At 35.5% G+C, this 17,469-nt stretch carries 19 protein-coding genes and 1 tRNA gene; 6 read left to right on the plus strand and 14 right to left on the minus strand.

What is annotated here, in order from left to right; translation table 11 throughout:
• Positions 1-3 precede the first annotated feature (3 nt).
• From DRF59_RS08880 to DRF59_RS20925, 3 genes are all read right to left on the minus strand, one after another.
• Entirely contained in the window at positions 4-564 is a 561-nt protein-coding gene (locus DRF59_RS08880; protein ID WP_002983540.1) for an NADH-quinone oxidoreductase subunit B, read from the minus strand.
• A gap of 105 nt (positions 565-669) precedes the next feature.
• Complete coding sequence (locus DRF59_RS08885; RefSeq protein ID WP_115958865.1) at positions 670-1,041, minus strand: NADH-quinone oxidoreductase subunit A; 372 nt, start codon at positions 1,039-1,041, stop codon at positions 670-672.
• 121 nt (positions 1,042-1,162) lie between these two features.
• Entirely contained in the window at positions 1,163-1,339 is a 177-nt protein-coding gene (locus tag DRF59_RS20925) for a hypothetical protein (RefSeq protein ID WP_167456666.1), read from the minus strand.
• A gap of 194 nt (positions 1,340-1,533) precedes the next feature.
• On the opposite strand from DRF59_RS20925, the gene DRF59_RS20745 reads away from it, so the two are divergent.
• Positions 1,534-1,695, plus strand: a complete 162-nt coding sequence (locus DRF59_RS20745; RefSeq protein WP_157967446.1) for a hypothetical protein — start codon at positions 1,534-1,536, stop codon at positions 1,693-1,695.
• A 37-nt stretch (positions 1,696-1,732) separates the two neighbouring features.
• On the opposite strand, the gene DRF59_RS08895 is transcribed toward DRF59_RS20745, so the two are convergent.
• Complete coding sequence (locus DRF59_RS08895) at positions 1,733-2,878, minus strand: GNAT family N-acetyltransferase (RefSeq protein WP_115958869.1); 1,146 nt, start codon at positions 2,876-2,878, stop codon at positions 1,733-1,735.
• Positions 2,879-2,983: 105 nt separating this feature from the next.
• On the opposite strand from DRF59_RS08895, the gene DRF59_RS08900 reads away from it, so the two are divergent.
• Positions 2,984-3,694, plus strand: coding sequence for a zinc metallopeptidase (locus DRF59_RS08900; protein ID WP_115958871.1), 711 nt, complete (start codon positions 2,984-2,986; stop codon positions 3,692-3,694).
• On the opposite strand, the gene DRF59_RS08905 is transcribed toward DRF59_RS08900, so the two are convergent.
• The 9 genes from DRF59_RS08905 to rbfA all read right to left on the minus strand — a co-directional run bounded on the left by DRF59_RS08905 (position 3,691) and on the right by rbfA (position 12,104).
• A complete protein-coding gene (locus tag DRF59_RS08905; protein WP_115958873.1) occupies positions 3,691-4,296 on the minus strand; it encodes an IMPACT family protein in 606 nt (201 codons plus the stop codon). The two genes, DRF59_RS08900 and DRF59_RS08905, sit on opposite strands and share 4 nt — an antisense overlap.
• Positions 4,297-4,428: 132 nt before the next feature.
• On the minus strand, positions 4,429-4,602 hold the full coding sequence (locus DRF59_RS21270; protein ID WP_407643388.1) for a bacteriocin-like protein: 174 nt from the start codon (positions 4,600-4,602) through the stop codon (positions 4,429-4,431).
• 45 nt (positions 4,603-4,647) lie between these two features.
• Positions 4,648-4,812, minus strand: coding sequence for a bacteriocin-like protein (locus DRF59_RS21275; RefSeq protein ID WP_407643389.1), 165 nt, complete (start codon positions 4,810-4,812; stop codon positions 4,648-4,650).
• 63 nt (positions 4,813-4,875) lie between these two features.
• Positions 4,876-5,901, minus strand: coding sequence for a bifunctional diaminohydroxyphosphoribosylaminopyrimidine deaminase/5-amino-6-(5-phosphoribosylamino)uracil reductase RibD (ribD, locus tag DRF59_RS08910; protein ID WP_115958875.1), 1,026 nt, complete (start codon positions 5,899-5,901; stop codon positions 4,876-4,878).
• A gap of 64 nt (positions 5,902-5,965) precedes the next feature.
• Positions 5,966-7,768, minus strand: coding sequence for a DUF349 domain-containing protein (locus DRF59_RS08915; RefSeq protein ID WP_185144910.1), 1,803 nt, complete (start codon positions 7,766-7,768; stop codon positions 5,966-5,968).
• A gap of 74 nt (positions 7,769-7,842) precedes the next feature.
• Entirely contained in the window at positions 7,843-8,580 is a 738-nt protein-coding gene (locus DRF59_RS08920; RefSeq protein WP_115958877.1) for a shikimate dehydrogenase family protein, read from the minus strand.
• Positions 8,581-8,641: 61 nt separating this feature from the next.
• Positions 8,642-10,456: an endonuclease gene (locus DRF59_RS08925; protein ID WP_115958878.1), complete on the minus strand. Its 1,815-nt coding sequence runs from the start codon at positions 10,454-10,456 to the stop codon at positions 8,642-8,644.
• A 79-nt stretch (positions 10,457-10,535) separates the two neighbouring features.
• Complete coding sequence (locus tag DRF59_RS08930) at positions 10,536-11,741, minus strand: ABC transporter permease (RefSeq protein WP_115958880.1); 1,206 nt, start codon at positions 11,739-11,741, stop codon at positions 10,536-10,538.
• Positions 11,742-11,744: 3 nt separating this feature from the next.
• On the minus strand, positions 11,745-12,104 hold the full coding sequence (gene rbfA, locus DRF59_RS08935; RefSeq protein WP_115958882.1) for a 30S ribosome-binding factor RbfA: 360 nt from the start codon (positions 12,102-12,104) through the stop codon (positions 11,745-11,747).
• Positions 12,105-12,197: 93 nt separating this feature from the next.
• On the opposite strand from rbfA, the gene mce reads away from it, so the two are divergent.
• Positions 12,198-12,596, plus strand: a complete 399-nt coding sequence (gene mce, locus DRF59_RS08940; RefSeq protein ID WP_115958884.1) for a methylmalonyl-CoA epimerase — start codon at positions 12,198-12,200, stop codon at positions 12,594-12,596.
• A 62-nt stretch (positions 12,597-12,658) separates the two neighbouring features.
• Positions 12,659-12,732 (plus strand) — tRNA-Ile (locus DRF59_RS08945).
• A 131-nt stretch (positions 12,733-12,863) separates the two neighbouring features.
• On the opposite strand, the gene DRF59_RS08950 is transcribed toward DRF59_RS08945, so the two are convergent.
• Complete coding sequence (locus tag DRF59_RS08950; protein ID WP_115958886.1) at positions 12,864-14,585, minus strand: helix-turn-helix domain-containing protein; 1,722 nt, start codon at positions 14,583-14,585, stop codon at positions 12,864-12,866.
• Positions 14,586-15,050: 465 nt separating this feature from the next.
• Between DRF59_RS08950 and DRF59_RS08955 the strand changes: the two genes are divergently transcribed.
• Positions 15,051-15,740 carry a hypothetical protein gene (locus DRF59_RS08955; RefSeq protein ID WP_115958888.1) on the plus strand — a complete coding sequence of 230 codons (690 nt, stop codon included), beginning with the start codon at positions 15,051-15,053 and terminating at the stop codon, positions 15,738-15,740.
• A gap of 139 nt (positions 15,741-15,879) precedes the next feature.
• Positions 15,880-17,460 (plus strand): Na+/H+ antiporter, encoded by a 1,581-nt coding sequence (locus DRF59_RS08960; RefSeq protein WP_115958890.1) that lies wholly within the window; start codon positions 15,880-15,882, stop codon positions 17,458-17,460.
• The last annotated feature ends 9 nt before the right edge of the window (positions 17,461-17,469 follow it).

Here is a 17,469-nt window from a genome sequence, read left to right on the forward strand (position 1 = left end):
CCGTTAGTTGCTTATATTGTAAGAATCTAATAATTTCTGGTATTCAGGCATATCTCTTCTTCTTATGCTTTCGCTTTCTGCGAGTGCCTGTACCTGCATTACACCTTCGATAATTTGTTCAGGTCTTGGCGGACATCCCGGAACATAAACGTCTACCGGAATAATTTTATCAATTCCCTGAAGTACAGAATAGGTATCAAAAATACCACCGCTGGATGCACATGCACCAACTGCCACCACCCATTTTGGCTCAGCCATCTGAGTGTACACTTCTTTTAGGACAGGTCCTAATTTCTTTGATATAGTTCCACAAACCATCAACATATCTGCTTGTCTTGGAGAGAAAGAGTTTCTTTCCATACCAAATCTTGAAGCATCATAGGTTGGGTTTAGGGTAGCCATAAACTCGATACCACAACAAGAGGTTGCGAAAGGTAACGGCCAAAGTGAAAACTTTCTTGCCATTCCGATTACACTGCTCAGTTTTGTTGCGAAAAACCCTTCTCCTTCATATCCTTCGGGAGCAGGTGCATCTGTTCTTATTACTGGTTTTTTATCTGACATCTTGTAGATGATTTTAGATTTTAAATTTTAGATTTTAAATTAATATCCCTCTTGGTATAATTTAGAATCATCATCTAAAACTTTAATTTAAACTTTAATTTCTTTCTATTTATCCCAATCTAATGCACCACGCTTCCAAACATAGAAGAACGCTACGAAGAAAATGGCCACGAAAGTAAGCACTGCAAGGAACCCTTCTAAACCAAATTCTCTGAAGTTTACTGCATATGGATAAAAAAATACGATTTCAATATCAAATAGTACAAACAATACCGCAGTCAGGAAGTACTTGATAGAAAACGGTGTTCTTGCGTTTCCTTCACTAGGAACTCCACATTCCCAGCTTTGGTTTTTCACAGAATTTCCTTTTTTCTGCTTTGGACCTAAGAAATGCGCTCCAAGCAAAGAAACAGCTACAAATGCTACTGCTACACCGGCCTGGATAAGGATTGGAATATAACTTTCAGGTAAATTCATTTTTGCATTATTATCTCAATTTGCAAATTTAGCGAATAAACAAGAAAGCATGAAATTTATCAGCTTAAAAGTCGGATGAAAATTGGGAAAACCGATAATTTAGAATCAATAAAAATAAGACTTATTTTTTCAATTTTTTGAGAAGAGAATAGGCCATAAATGAAATATATCCAAAAAGAATACTTGCAAAAGTAATATTGATCACCGTATTGGTCTTGTCATCTTCTGCCTGGAAAAAGAAATTATAGATAATAAATCCTGCAATTAAAATAGCAAAAATGATAAGTTGTGGTTTCATGATTTCCGGATATGAAATTAATAATTTAGATTTTGAAATTCTGCAGACCCTGCTAAAATTTTGCAGCCTTATTTAGTGACTGTTTCTTTTGGCTTTTATAACGAAAGATAAAAATCAAAAAGCTAATTGCAAAGGTATAATTATACAGCAGACTGAACGACTGTATCATTTTCAAAAATGAAATGATGTAATCCATGTTAAAAGAAATAATCCTGGCTCCTGTTATAAAAAGTTCAATGCTGTCTGTTAAGATTTTTCCTAAGACAGATATAATCATTAATATGACTGAAAAATGGCTGTTAACCCTGATTAAAATGATCAATGCGCATAGAATAAGCAGAGAAGGAATCAAATAAACAGTTACTGTAAATAAATTAATAATCTGATCCATAATTAATTTTTAATTTCCCAGTGTTCCGGATAAATAGAATATGTTCTTCTTCTTTTATGATTTACAGGATTGTAATCCTGCCATAAAAGCTGGATGCTTTTATTCTCTTCAAGTTCCGGATTGGTTTCCAGGAATTTTACTCCTTTTTTCTTAAAGGTGTCAAATATTTCTTTGAAAATTATGGAGGTAACCCCTCTTCGCTGATAATCCGGGTGGATACCGATCAGGTAAAAGTTTGCCCTGTCATTTTTCTTTCCTGCTCTTAAAAAATGCCACCATCCAAAAGGAAAAAGTTTTCCTCCTGACTTCTGTAATGCTTTTGAATAGGAAGGCATGGTAATGGCAAAAGAGATCAGGTTATTATGTTCATCTGCAATACATACTATAAAATCTTTATCAATAAGCTTAAAATACTTTTCTTTATACGTTTTACGTTGCTCATCGGAGATAGGAGTATAGGTAGAAAGATGTTTATAAGTTTCATCCAACAAATCAAACATAGCATCCACATACTGTAGAATCTCCTCTTTTGTCTGAAACCTTAAAACCCTAAGTTTATATTTTTCGGAAATTAATTCATTGAATTTATGGATTTTATCAGGCAGGGAGTCAGGAAAGACAATCTCAAATTCTACCCATTCCTTTTCTTTCACCATCCCCAGTTTTTCAAGATGTTGCGGATAGTATTCGTGGTTGTAAATACCAATCATGGTTGCCAGCTGATCAAAACCTTTGATAAGCATTCCTGCTTTATCCAGGTTCGTAAAGCCCATTGGCCCTTCGATTTTATCAATATTTTTTTCCTTAGCATAATCAATTGCCTTTTGGATTAATGCCCGGGAAACTTCTTCATCATCAATAAAGTCTATCCATCCGAAGCGTACTTTTCTTATCCCCAGTTCCCTCTCTTCTTTATGGTTGATAATAACTGCAATTCTTCCTGCTATTTTATTATTTTTATAAGCTAGATATTGTTTAGCTTCAGAATATTGAAGAGCCGGATTTTCATCTGTATTCCACACATTGATTTCATCATTAACAAACGAAGGTACATAGTACGGATTGTTTTTGTAAAGATCCATGGGGAATCTTACAAACTGTTTGAGTTGACCGGCTGTTTTTACTTCAGTGATTGAAACTGTAGACATGTTTTTTGAGAGTAATTTAAGGGCAAATATAAATAATAAAATCATATACTTTGGCACAGTTTTTATATGATTATGGATAAAAATTAAACACAAAATCAATATAAAATGACGGGTTATTATATCATTATTGGTATTTCAATGCTGGTAAGCTGGTGGGTTTCATCCAGGTTGAAATCAAAATTTGAATATTATTCCAATGTGCATCTCCGGAACGGGCTTTCGGGGAAAGAAGTAGCGGAAAAGATGTTGAGAGATAACGGGATTAATGATGTTCAGGTAATATCAGTTCCCGGGCAGCTGACGGACCACTATAATCCGGTAGATAAAACAGTAAACCTTTCCGAAGGAGTATATATGCAGAGAAATGCCGCTGCAGCAGCTGTGGCTGCACATGAATGCGGACATGCCGTACAGCATGCCGTAGGATATTCAATGTTAAATTTACGCTCAAAACTTGTTCCGATTGTTAATATAAGTTCTAATCTGATGCAATTTGTTCTTATCGCAGGTATTGCGATTATGGCAGCATCACGAACTATAGAGAATCCAAACGGGAATACAACGGTGCTTGCTATAGGTGTTGCCATGTTTGCTATTACTACACTTTTTGCTTTTGTTACCTTGCCTGTAGAATATGATGCCAGCAACAGGGCAATGAAGTGGCTTAAAGATACGGGAACGGTAACTACCGAGGAGTTTGTAGGTGTACAGGATAGTTTGAAATGGGCTGCAAGAACTTATGTGGTTGCTGCCTTGGGTTCTTTGGCGCAGCTTCTTTACTGGGGCTCTTTGCTCCTTGGCGGAAGAAGAGATTAATCTTTAAATTCAAATGTAACATATTGCATCTCGGATAGTTTTTCCGAGATGTTTTCTTTTTGTGCCAGTTTTAATGATGCTTTTAAGATACAGTTTTCGTTGGCATCAAAATCTAAGACTTTTGCATCAAATTTTGAAAGCAGGGTAAATATGGTATTCTGCTGATTGAAGTTGAACTGAATTTCTATTTCTGTTTCCAGTTCCTTGGTTATGATATGTGCTTCTTCCAGGGTAATTTTGGCAGACTCCTTATAGGTCTTTACCAATCCGGATACACCAAGTTTTGTTCCTCCGTAATACCGTACCACAACAACAAGGACGTTTGTGATTTCGTTTGCCAGCAACTGATTGAAAATAGGCAATCCGGCGCTTCCCGAAGGTTCGCCGTCGTCATTAGCCCGATAATTTTCACCATTTAATCCCATTCTGAAAGCATAGCAGTGGTGGGTTGCTTTTGGATGTTCCTCTTTTATTTTTTCCAATGCATTTTTCAGTTCACTTTCACTATTCACGGGATAAGCAAATCCAATGAATTTGCTTCCTTTCTCTTTTAGTAAAATGTTTTCTATGGGTTTTTCTATGGTTTTATATTCAAACGTCATTCTGGTACCGGCTTTATATTTGCAAAAGTATTAAATGCTTTAGTATTCTGCTGCATCATCATTCATAAAAGTAAGCCGTCAAAAATTCTGACGGCTTACTTTATTGGTTTTATTTAGAGTTCTTTGTATTGCTTAGCCACAGTAATCCAGTGGAAGTAAACACCTATAGCTTGTCGGGCCGCAAAAGTCTGTAGGGCAGAAATCTCTACAGCTTGTTAAGTCTCCATTAGGTAACGTACAAGTTACAAAGCCACCTCCTTTGATCATTTTTAAGTGGTCTCTAGATACTTTTTTTAAATTCTTCATGATTATTATAATTTTGTTTGGTTAATTTGTACAGCTGATAAAATGCTAACATGGGAAAGATCCTTCAATCCAGGGTGGTGGACAGCTCATGCTGGATGGGGTAGGACAGCAATGCTGTAAGTTAGGTGGATAATAAGAACAGCATTCCGGCGCATCTCCACCGGAAATTTTTTTCAAGTTCTGTCGCGTGATTTTCTTTAAATTTTTCATAATAATACTTTTTTGCAGTAGCAATTTAAAAATATTATTTCATTTTAAAGTGATAAAATACGTTTATTTTGATTTAAAAAAGGAAATGCTGTTATCTCTGTAATTTTCAATCCTGGTAGCTGTATGTCTGAATTCAGGAGCTTTAGTGCCATTTTCCAGGTTTAAATTTTCATTCTTAATGACAATGGCTTCATCCCAAAGATCAGCGTTGATAAATTGCTGTAGTGTAAAGCGGCCTCCTTCAATAATGACGGACTGTATCTGTTCCTTGTATAATGCCTCCATCAGGTCAGGTAGGAAATTGTTCTTGTTGATTTTAATAAACTGAACATGTTCTTCAGAAATTTCCTTCACAGAATTTATAACCAGTGTTCTTGCCTCATTATTGTAAATATTGAAATCTGCAGGAACTTTTAAGTCAAAGTCAATCAGAATTCTTACAGGGTTTATTCCTTCTGTATTTCTTACAGTAAGCCCCGGATTATCGTTTAAAGCGGTTTGGGTTCCTACTAAAATGGCGTGCTCATCAGCTCTTAACTGATGAACGAATTGGTTTACCAATGCATTGGAGATCGCTGTGGGTTTAAAATCTTTATCTAAAAATCCATCACCAGACTCTGCCCATTTTAAAATAATATAGGGTCTTTTCTTTTCATGATACGTGAAAAACCTTTTGTTAAGTTCAATGCATTCTTTTTCAAGAATCCCGGAAACGGCCTCAATTCCTGCATCCTGTATGATTTTCTTTCCTTTACCGTTGACTTTGTCATGGGAATCCATCGCCCCGATTACTACTTTTTTAAATCCTAGTTCTTTAATTTTTAAGGCACATGGAGGTGTTTTTCCATAATGAGCACAGGGTTCAAGCGATACATAGATGGTTGACTCCGGAATCAGTTCTTTATTTTTAACTGAATTAATGGCATTGATCTCTGCATGATTTTCTCCAGCTTTATGGTGGTAGCCTTCACCAATGATTTCTCCGTTATGTACGATTACACTTCCGACAAGTGGATTAGGGTAGGTTTTGCCCAGAGCTTTCTGTGCCAGTTCTATGCATCTTTTAATATAAAGTTCGTCAGTATTCATATTGATAAAAAAGAAAAAGCGAAGACAAATTGCTTTGCTCCGCCTTTATTTATTTTGTTAAATCCTATTCTCCTGCAATAATATTGTGGAGATTCTGTTTTAATGTTTCCAGATGAGCCTTTTTTTCATCAATCGTGTTATAAGTATCTTTTAACAGAGGATTTTCTCTTGATGGTTTATTGAAGAAGGAAAGATTATTTTCCAGTTTTACAATCTCCGCTTCAAGGTCAGATATTTGATTCTTGATCTTTCTTGCTTTATCAGTAAGCTGGTTTTCAGATAGGCCTTCTTCTTTCAATTCAAGTTCGTTGATCTTATTGATTTTTAATTTCTCTCTTAAAGTCTTATTAAACTCGGTATTAATTGAAATCTTATCTCTTGGAACTTTTCCGATATTGTTCCACGAAGTTTTAATCTGCTCAATTTTTTCGATGCTCCCTTCTTCGTTAGAAACGGTTTTTAATTCATCAAGAAGGGCCTTTTTATTTTTATAATTTTCTTTCCAGTTATCAGTGGAAGTATTGCTTTTTTCCCTGTAGTTATTGAAGAAAGCATTGCATGCATCACGGAATTCATCCCAGATCTTATTGGTCATGCTTTTAGGGACATGTCCGATCTTTTTCCAGTCCTCCTGAAGCTTTTTAAAAAGCGGAACAGCAATATCCCATTCCTCACTGTTCATATTGTCTTTTGCGGTTTGAATCAGCTTTAACTTCTCTTCAAGGTTAGCTTGCTGGGACCCTTTTAATGATTTGTAATAATTATTTTTAGTTGTGTTGAAGGCTCTCAGTGTTGTTTTGAAATCATTCCAGTTCTGGTTGGACAGTTTTCTTGGAACACTTCCGGTTTTCAGAAAGTCTGCACGAAGGTCTTCTACTCTTCTGATAGCATTCTGCCAGTAATTATGGTTAGGTGTTTCAGCAGGTTCAGAAAGTTTCTTGATTTCGGCAATGATCTCGTTTTTCTTTTCAAGATTGACATTTTGCTCTTTTTCAATAACTGCGGAAAGTTCAGATTTTCTTTCGTGAATTTTATTGGAAATTTCTTTGAACTCTTCCCAGGTTTTTTCACGGAACTCTTCTGCTACAGGTTCTGCTTCTTCTTTCCATAGTTTATGAAGATATTGAAGTTCATTTAAAGCCTTCTGAATCACCGGTTCATTTTCCAGTTCTTTGGCACGGGCAATAATGTGTTGTCTCTTTTCTAGATTATGGTTGTACTCCTGTTCAAGAAACTCTTTATTCAGGTCCAGCATTTGGTAAAACTGATTCAAATGGTGGAAGTAATTGTTGTTCAGGATCTTAAATTCAGATTTTGCAACTTGCCCTGCTTTTGACCATTCTTCTTTAATTTCACGAATGGATTTAAACAGATTGATTCCCGGCTCTGAGTTGGTATACAGGTTTTTAAGCCTTTCAATAATATTCTGACGGTGCTCCAGATTCTTTTTCTGTTCTTCTTCCTGTCCTTTCTGGAAGTCATCATGTTTTTCTTTAAAAATATTGACTAAGGCAGAGAATCTTGCTTGTGAAGGATGCTCATAGCTGAAATTTTCCGGGGCATTTCCTGCCTCTGTATATTCATGCTTTTTATCTTCCACTTCATCATGGATGTAATGACTTGCTATTTCCTTCAGCTGGCTGAACCTTTTAAAATTTTCACCGGCATTGGGAGTATTGATGATTTTTTCCATTTCTTTCAAAGCATCAGCCAGACTGATATCTACATCTTCATGTTCTTCCAGATGTTCCCCATCTTCCTCATGTGAGCTTGCATCATGAGATTCGTTATTTTCTGAGGTTTCCTGAGATACTTCGTTAGGATTTTTCTTTTCTTCGTTTTCAGAAAGATTGTTTTCTGTAATCATAGCAAATCTTTTATGTGAGTGGCGTTAATATCCTTTCTATATAGCTGTAAAGCCAATTAAAGTACTAATTTATGTTATTTTTTTTGAAAATTCCAAATTTCCCAGGCTTTTTCTGCTTGCTGTTCAAGCATATAATAACCATTTACGGTTTTAGCTCCTTTTTCAGAGGCCTTAATAATAAATTTGGTATAACTGGGGTTGTATATTAAATCTATTACCAGATGTTCCGGGGACAGAGCATCAAAAGGAAAGTTTAAACAATCTTCAATATTTGGGTACGTCCCCACTGGAGTACATTGAATGATTATAGAATGTTCCTGAACAATTTCTTGGTTCAGATTGTCAAAATTAATATCAGTATTTCTAGCAATGGTAATAGAAGGAATATGATGTTTGTCCAGCACATATTTTACAGCTTTTGCTGCTCCTCCTTTTCCTAAAATCAAAGCTTTGTCCTGAGATGGTTTTTTATGAAGAAGAAGTGTTTTTTCAAATCCGAAGGCGTCCGTATTGTATCCAGTCTTTTTACCGTTCCGGATCAGGACACAGTTTACCGCTCCTATTTTTTCCGCCTCATCACTTAATTCATCCAGATAACCGATGATTTTTTCTTTATAGGGTATTGTAACATTAAACCCTAAAAGCCCGGGAGAAGAAAAAAGGTTTTCCACTTCACTGATTTCATTAAGATCAAAAATATCATAAGAGAAATCCTTAAGCATAAGTTTCTGAAACTTGTTTTCGAAAAATTTTTTAGAAAAAGAATAGGAAATATTTCGTCCTATCAACCCTAATTTTTTATTGGAATCCATGTGATCAAAAATAAAAAAAAGACCGGACAAATCCGGTCTTTAGGTTTAAATATTTTTTAAATTATTCTATAATGAATTTAGCAGAATAATTGTCAGCTTTCAGGATATAGTTTCCTTTTACCAGCCCTTTAAGATTGATTTTATTTGAATCTTTAAAAGGATGGGATACGGTATCAATCAGTTTCCCGGATAAATCATAAATCTCAGCTTTTGAAATTTTATTGAGGTTTTCTCCTTTTACAAACAGTTCGTTATGCTTTACCGGATTAGGGTAGATTGTGAAGTCTGCTTTATCTTTTTTTGTTTCAGTAGTTGCCAATGTGGAGAAGCACTCCCAGCTCAGGTCATCCAGAGCTACTCTGTTGGATGTAGATGAATTGGTAAGCTGAATAATGATATTTCCACTGACATTAATGTTATCAATAGTCGTGGCAGTCGCAGTTGCACTATAAGGAATTGTTCCTACGTTCACATTATTTATAAGAACATTGAAATAGCCCGGACTTCCTCCAAATTTCAGTTGGGTAGTTAAAGTCAAGCTTTTAATTCCGCCTGAAATGGTTGAACTTGTCAAGCTGCCATTTCTGACTGTAATTGCTTTGTTTGTGATGGTCTGGTCAGTCCTTGCATCTGTGGCTGTCCATGTTATATTATTGTGAGTCCATGTCTGGGTTGTGTATCCTGTTCCCGATGCTGTTGGAATATTTTCAAAATCTTCGTTACCACAGCTTCCTCCAACAGGAGCAGCAAGAGTGGTTCCTGTTGCAATATTACTTTGCGCAGAGGAGTTTCCTGAAGTGTCTTTGGCAATGACATAGAAATTATATGTTGTAAGTGGTGTTAATCCTGTAACCGTTGTAGAAGTTCCGGATACCGTTGCCTTAAGTACGCCGTTTGCATACACATCATATCCTGCTACTCCAACGTTGTCGGTAGAGGCCGTCCAGTTTAATGATATTGTACTGTCAGTAGGATTGTTGGAAGTCAGGTTAGCAGGTATACTTGGAGCCTCAGTGTCTGAACCAGAATTTGCCCACACCATATTTACATATTCCGGGTGGTCAATATATGGATTCCTGTTTCCCTGTCTTGCATAGACAGCGTTGTTTCTGTCTATTTCTCTTTGGGAAACGGGGTCCTGGGAAGCCCATTCCAACATAAGGTTCAGGTACCATTGCTGTAAACCTCTGTTAACTGTCCCGTCTAAAGGGCTTGAAGCATTTTGAAACTGGCTGAAAGAAGCAAGTTTATCTTCATATCTGGTCACAAAATATAGCTGCATTCTTGCAATGTCTCCTTTAAATTCATCAATAGGCTCAAAAACAACTCCACTATATCCGGGATAGCTGCAAGGTCCTATTTTACTTCCATTAGTAAAAGATATTGTGGGAGAAGCTGTTTCACCATAAGGATAACTTCCTCTTTTACTGTTTACGTAGTAATCTGTAGGAATTACAAAATGAGCATCATTTGCCATCGGTGTTGCATTTTGTCCTCCGAAATAAGTTTTAGGTAAGGAGTGTTCTCTGTTGTAGCAAAATCCTTCATTATTCTGATTCTGGCTTCCGCACTGATTTCCGCCGGAAGCAGGTGAACCGATTATGTATTCATAAGTATCAGGTCCTGCAGGCTTTTCAGAATACATATCAAGCAGCGTTCCGTTATTTTCATAGTAATGGTCAACATCTGAGGTTGCGTAGGTAACCCATAATGCGCTATATCCCAGATCTGAAGAAACTTTGATGATCTGATGGAGTTTTGTTTTTAAAGCATATCCGGTTAAACCTGCTGTACCATCATAATAGTTGGCAGGGGCCTGGGCAATAGCATTGATAGAAAACAGGCTTACCAGGCAAAAAGATAAAATTCGTTTCATTTTTTAAAATTGGGGCGTAAAGGTACAAAAAAATGAAACCTCAAAGGATTTTCGCGAGTAAATAGATGAGCTTATTGTATTAACTTTTAGTAATATACTCTTTGCTGATTTTGGAGAAAAACCAGGAAATGGCGATACCAAATACAGAAGCAGTAAGGGCTACGATAATATAATTCTTTCCTACAATTTTCACAGGGAATGGTAAAACCTCGTTGGCTCTGAAAAATTCAGTATATAATTGGAAGTAGCACAGCGCTGTTCCAAAAATAAGCCCTGTAATTACCCCTGAAATGACGATAAGCATTCCGGTGTAAAAATAAGTTCTTCTCAGATGGCTTAAAGGGAAGCCCAGAGAAATGAGTGATTTAGCCTGTTCTTTTTTATCAAGCTGTAAAATAATGATAGCACCCGCAAGATTAAAAGTGGTAATGAAAATCACCAGGGCAAAGATCAGATAAATGAACATTTTTTCTGTATTGATCATCTTCCAGAAAGCAGCATTTTCTTCTTCTTTGGTTTTAATTTCAATGTTTTTTCCGATCGCAGAAAGCAGGTTTTGTTTTACAGCATCTGCGTTTTCCGGATTTTTCAGCTTAATAACAATCTGATATGCGGATTTTTTAGGAAGGGAAAGGAGTTCTTCAGTGAGCTCAATAGGAGAAATAATATAATTGTCCAGCTGGTCTTTACCAGGGAAAACTCCGGTCACCAAAATATCTTTCTTATTATAGATGTCTTCTTCCTTATTAATAATTCCGGTTCCCGGTTTTGGCATAAAAACCGTTGCGTAATGGTTTGAAGAATCTACAGGAATGGAAAGCCTGTTGTCCAGACTGTTTTCCATTAATACTTCATTAGAGTATTTAAAGCTGGGATAACTTCCGTAAAATACATCTTTATTGATCGGATTAACCTTGATATAAGCAGAGTCAACTCCTCTTAAATAAGCAATATCTCCTTTTCCGTTAAAGCTGATGTATACTTTTTCTTCGATGATTCGTGAAAAACTGCTGATTTCTTTATGACTTCCTAAAACAGCACTTACCTGATCCAGGTTTTTAATAGTCTTCCCCGAAGTACTTTTCAGGGTTAAATCAGCATGGAGGTTGGAAATAAGGTCTTTATTCAGGTCCTCAAGCCCCGAAAATACAGAGATAATGACGAACATTGCAGTTACAGCAACAGTCATAGCACCTACGGCCAGCCACGTAATAAACGTAACGGCAGTGCTTCCTTTTTTTGCCAAAAGGTATCGGGATGCTATATAAAATGCAATATTCTTCAAGATCTATAAAACAGGATTGTCGCCTTCACCTCTTAATTCTCTTTCCAGCTTTTCAACATCATCAAGGGAAGTGTCCAGGTAAAAGTTGAGTTGTGGGATCACACGTACCTGTTTAGCCATTTTCTGACCGATGAAATTTCTGTACTGTGCTTTGTTCTCCTCAATTTCCTTCATGATTGCCGTACGGAATTCCTGAGGGAAAATACTTAGATAAATTTTAGCAATTCCCAAGTCTGCAGTTACTTTTACATCTGAAACGGATACCAATATGCCCTGTTTGCTGTCTGCAGCCTGCTTCCGGAAAAGCTCTGCGAAGTCTTCCTGAATGATCTGTGCTACTTTTCTTTGTCTGTTACTTTCCATAATTTCTGCAAATTTAGTACTTTTGTTTGAATTGATACTTTGAAATTCAGTTACAGTATCAAATTTACGATTTAATTATATTTATTAGTATTTATGAAGCTAGAACATATTGGTATTGCTGTAAAGTCTCTGGGAATTTCCGATGAACTTTTTGCCAGATTACTGGGTAAAGAATCTTATAAGAAAGAAACTGTAGAGCGGGAAGGGGTTGTTACTTCCTTCTATGAAACCGGTGAAAGTAAAATCGAATTGTTAGAAGCCAGTAATCCGGAAAGTCCGATCTCAAAATTCATTGAAAAAAAGGGAGAAGGGATCCATCATCTGGCATTTGGAGTAGAAAATATCATAGAGGAAATAAAAAGATTAAAAAAAGAAGGGTTTCAATTTATTTCTGAAGAACCGAAAGAAGGTGCTGATAACAAATTAGTTGTCTTCCTTCATCCAAAGTCCACAAACGGTGTGCTGGTAGAACTTTGCCAAGAAAAGCAATAAAAAATTTTGTAGTGAAATAAATTTTACTATTTTTGCAAACACAAAATTTAACCAAGTTTTGAGGTCCTATAGCTCAGTTGGTTAGAGCACCTGACTCATAATCAGGTGGTCCCTGGTTCGAGCCCAGGTGGGACCACTATTAAAAGCCTAGCAAAATGTTAAGTTTGCTGGGCTTTTTTATGCCTTAAAATCAAGGTTTTATATTTCTCTTTTCTCTGGATCAATTAAAGCTATTTATTCATATGCTTTAGTAGAGGACATAATTTTCTAATTTTCTGTGTCAGCTAACTTTTCAATTTCTTTTAAATATATAGAAAGCGGAGTTCCAGTACGTTTTTTAAAAGCTAATGTAAAGGCTTGCTCATTATTATAACCGAGTTCTTCAGCGATTGAAGGAACTTTGTAAGATCGGAATTTTTTATCATGTGCCAGTCTGTTAATAGCATAATCAATACGGAGATCATTCAGGTACGCAGCAAAATTTTTCCCTTTATGGGTATTAATGATTTCGGATAAGTATCTGGTATTTGTTCTTATCTTTTTTGCCAGACTTCCTAATGTAACTCCCTTATTTAAAAATTGTTCTTTAGCTTCAAAATTCCTAAGGCCTTTTAAAATAGCTTGAGTAAGGTCCTCAGAAATTGTTTTTATGGGTTTGTGATTAATAACTGCCTGGTCATGGATATGATCAGGAATCATTTCCTTTTCAGGTTTAGTTTCGTTTTTTACAGTACTGTCATTTACAGACAGAATTAAATCCTGAGCAATTTTCTGATAACGTTTTTCAGCTTTTTTAGATTTGTGGTATAGGAATATAAGTAATGAAAGTATTAGTAATAAAGTACAAAGAGACAGAATAAAAAATATTTTTTTGTTTTCCAGTTCATTAATAATAGAATCTTTCTCTTTTAATAACTTTGGAGTATCATATTGTCTGGGAAGCTCCCGGGAAACATATCTGAATTGTGCATCCAGCAGCTGATCAATCTTTAAAAATCTTTCAATATAGAAAAGTTGTGTTTCTTTATTGTTTTTCTCTTTGTAATAATTTATTAGATAGGTATATACAATCCGGAGTTCAGGAAAAACATAATCATTTTTCTGCAGAAGTGAGTCTATTTCTACAAAACATTGAACGGCTTTATCTTTTAATTGTACTTTGTCATAAGATTGTCCTAAATAAAAAAGCGTATAATTTTTATTTCTTTCATCGTCAGTGGTCAGGAAATATTTTTTAGATTCCAATAAATTGCCAATGGCATTATGATATTTTTTGAGTTTCAGGTTGTTAAATCCTGCTAAAGTCAAGTATTGATGATATCTGTAGGGGTCTTTGTTTTTAAAAACTTCTAATCCTTTATTAATCAATAGGGTGGCTGAATCTAATTTATTAATCTCAATATAAGTATCTGCAAGATTTACTCTTATTTTTTCTATTTCATTAGCATTGAGATAGTCAGCATTATTCATATAAGATCTTAATACTGTGGCTGCTTCAGCGTGTTTTCCAATGAAATTGTTTAAATAGGCAATATTGGTTTCTGCCAGAGCAATTTGTCTTTTATTATTTTTCTGTTTTGCATATTTTAGCCCTAATATATAATTATCTAGTGCTTCTTTTTGATTGTTAAACTTTAAAAATACATTAGCCCTTAAAAGATAAATTCGGGTGGGATATATATTTTCATTTAGCTTTTTTGCTATAATACTCATACTATCAATGTATTTTAATGCATTTTCTTTATTTTCATTAACATACATAAATGCGTAGCCTTCTGCTATTTGGGAATTATTCTTTTCTTTTTTTGCTTTGGCCAAATAATATTGTGCAATTTGTTTTGATTTATCAGACCTGCCGGCATAATTATAATCATAGAATTTTTCTTGTAATTCTTCGTAAGTATATTCTTTTAAACTTTCAGCCGAAGCAGCTGTCTGTGCATATGAAAAATTATACCCAATAAGTAACAGAAAAAATATGATTTTCATTGTGTATTAAATTCTTTTCTAAGTGCAAAAATATTGTTTATATACTAAAAAGAACCCATTTTTATCAAAGGTTTGTGAAAATTTAAATGATTTCAAATGACCGAAATTGTAAATAAAATAAATATTTGGAAAAACTTAATATTAGCAAAACTTTATTTAATTCTGTCACTCATAGAGAGCTAATCTTTAGCAAGGATTCTCTGTAAGACAGTAAAATTTATATTAAAAAAAATAAACAATAATTAAAATTGGGTTAACAGCTTTATCCTGTATATTATGTTGTTTTGCAGAAGAATTGTAACAGTTAGCAGATGCTGGTTTACTGTATCAATTTTTATAATCCATTCTATAGAATCATATAGTTTTAGTAGCCATATCTTATTTTCAATTTTGTATCAGGAGAACTGCAGCGCTGTACTGGAGTTCTTTTTATATTTTATAATTTGTTTTTCGTACCTTGTACAGATGCAAGAGGATGTAAGAAAAGAATTTTTACCTTTGTTTTCTAAGCCATGGTGGATGATGACGTGGCTTACCAGAATTTTCGGAGGACTTCTATTGTTGACGGTGTTTCTAGCCGTATTAATATTACCTGTTGTTATATGTAAAAAACCATTACTGTTTGCTGTCGTGGCAATACTATACTATCCGGCTCTTGCAGTTGGGCTTTATCGTTTTTACAACTATCGGAAAAAAGTAATGAACAGGGTAGTCAGTCGGATTGTGGTTGATGATAAGGGAATTCATTATGAAAGAATCGATGGAACTATAGATCAGATTCTGTATACTAATTTAGAGAAGTATGATTTTCCAGGAGATTATGATATAATACTGAGCGCCAGAAATAAAAGATATGTATTGACGGTAAATGACAATGGATCTTTAGTGAAGGTTGATTTTGAAGGAGTGGATGCGGGATATCGTTATTATGTGGGAAACCTGAAAGTCTTACGGAGAAGGTTCATTCAGGGCGTGGCGTATTTCAGGCCTGATTTGAAAATAGATCCGTTTGTCTTTGACGAATTCTGCATTCATCCCGAAACATTTACCTTTGATAGGAAAAGGTATATGAAGCATGTTACTCAGAGTGCCATTATAATAGGGATTATTTTGTTGATAAGTGTAGTGATGATGCTCATCATTAATAAGTTGTGAAGAGTTCATGTGTCTGATTTGACAGTACATTCAGAGCATATAAAAGATACGACTTCTATTTTCGGATCCAAAAAATTAAATTATCACTATTATATTTCTTAAAAATTCTATAATTTGGTTTAAAGTTAATTGAAAAGCAATGGTGGAAAATTTTATTTATTACCTGGGTTTAGTCCTGGTGATTATTGGTGCAATTATGCTGGCTAATTGCCTGAAGGTGGCCTATCCTATTATACTGGTCATTGCAGGTCTGTTGATTAGTTTTATCCCGGGTTTACCGGTTATAAAAATAGATCCTGAACTTATATTTATTATTTTTCTGCCTCCTCTTTTATATGAAGCTGCCTTTGCCGTTTCATGGAAAGAAATATGGAAGCTGAGGCGTATTATTACCAGTTTTGCATTCATTGTGGTTTTTCTTACCGCTATTTCGGTCGCTTTTGTTGCCAATTCTTACATTCCGGGGTTTTCACTGGCATTAGGATTTGTATTGGGTGGAATAGTGTCTCCGCCTGATGCTGTAAGTGCTGGTGCCATTTTGAAATTTGTAAAGGTTCCTAAAAATTTATCCACAGTTCTGGAGGGAGAAAGTTTGTTTAATGATGCTTCTTCCCTGATCATCTTCAGGTTTGCAATGGTAGCTGTTGCTACAGGACAGTTTATCTGGCAGGATGCTGTGATAAGCTTTGGTTGGATGGTATTTGGTGGACTTGGAATCGGAGTTATACTGGCATTCATTTTCCTGAAAATTGAAAAAATATTTCCAACGGATGTCAATATGGATGCTATACTAAGTTTGGTGGCTCCCTATGTTATGTATATTGCAGCAGAAGAAGTACATGCTTCAGGGGTGTTGGCTGTGGTAAGCGGCGGGTTATTCCTGTCTGTCAGAAGACATAAGATCTTCAGAACCTCTGAATCCAGGTTAAGAGGATCAAATGTGTGGGAAAGCTTTGTATTCCTGATTAACGGGATCGTTTTTTTACTGATAGGGCTGGACCTTCCTGAAATTATGGTGGGCTTGAAAAAAGAAGGAATAAGCTTGTCCGAAGCTGTAAATTATGGACTGCTGGTTACAGCAGTATTGATTATTGTACGGTTTTTGGCTTCTCTGGGTGCCGTATTCACCACATTAATTATGCGGAATTTCATCAATGTAGCTGACCGGAATCCGGGAATGAAAGCTCCCGTATTGATGGGATGGACAGGGATGCGGGGTGTAGTATCTTTAGCCGCAGCTTTATCAATTCCGGTTATGATGGGAAACGGACAACCCTTTCCGCATCGTGATCTGATTCTCTTTATCACATTTGTGGTGATCCTGGTAACTTTAATTCTTCAGGGGCTGACTCTACCTGTATTGATTAAAAAACTCAATTTATCAGATTCCAATGGCGGATATCTGTCTGAAGAGGAAACGGAACATTTTTTACGGAAAGAAATGCGGCGTATAGCTTTCAGATACCTTGATGAGAACTATAAGGAAAGAAGAAATGAAAATGAATATTTCAATAAATTGATGGACCGCTGGGAACAGGAAGATAAAGAAGACTCTGTCCATAAACTTTCTGACGAAGCCAAAGAAATTTACTTTGAAACCCTTGAACAACAAAGGATCTGGCTTCGGGAGGAAAACAGGCGGAATCCGAATATTGATGAAGAATATATAAGACATTACCTGACAAGGCTGGATCTGGAAGAAGAAAGACTTAGGATGTAAAAAAATAAA

Source organism: Chryseobacterium flavum (assembly GCF_003385595.1).
In the GTDB taxonomy this organism is placed as follows: Bacteria; Bacteroidota; Bacteroidia; order Flavobacteriales; family Weeksellaceae; genus Chryseobacterium; species Chryseobacterium flavum.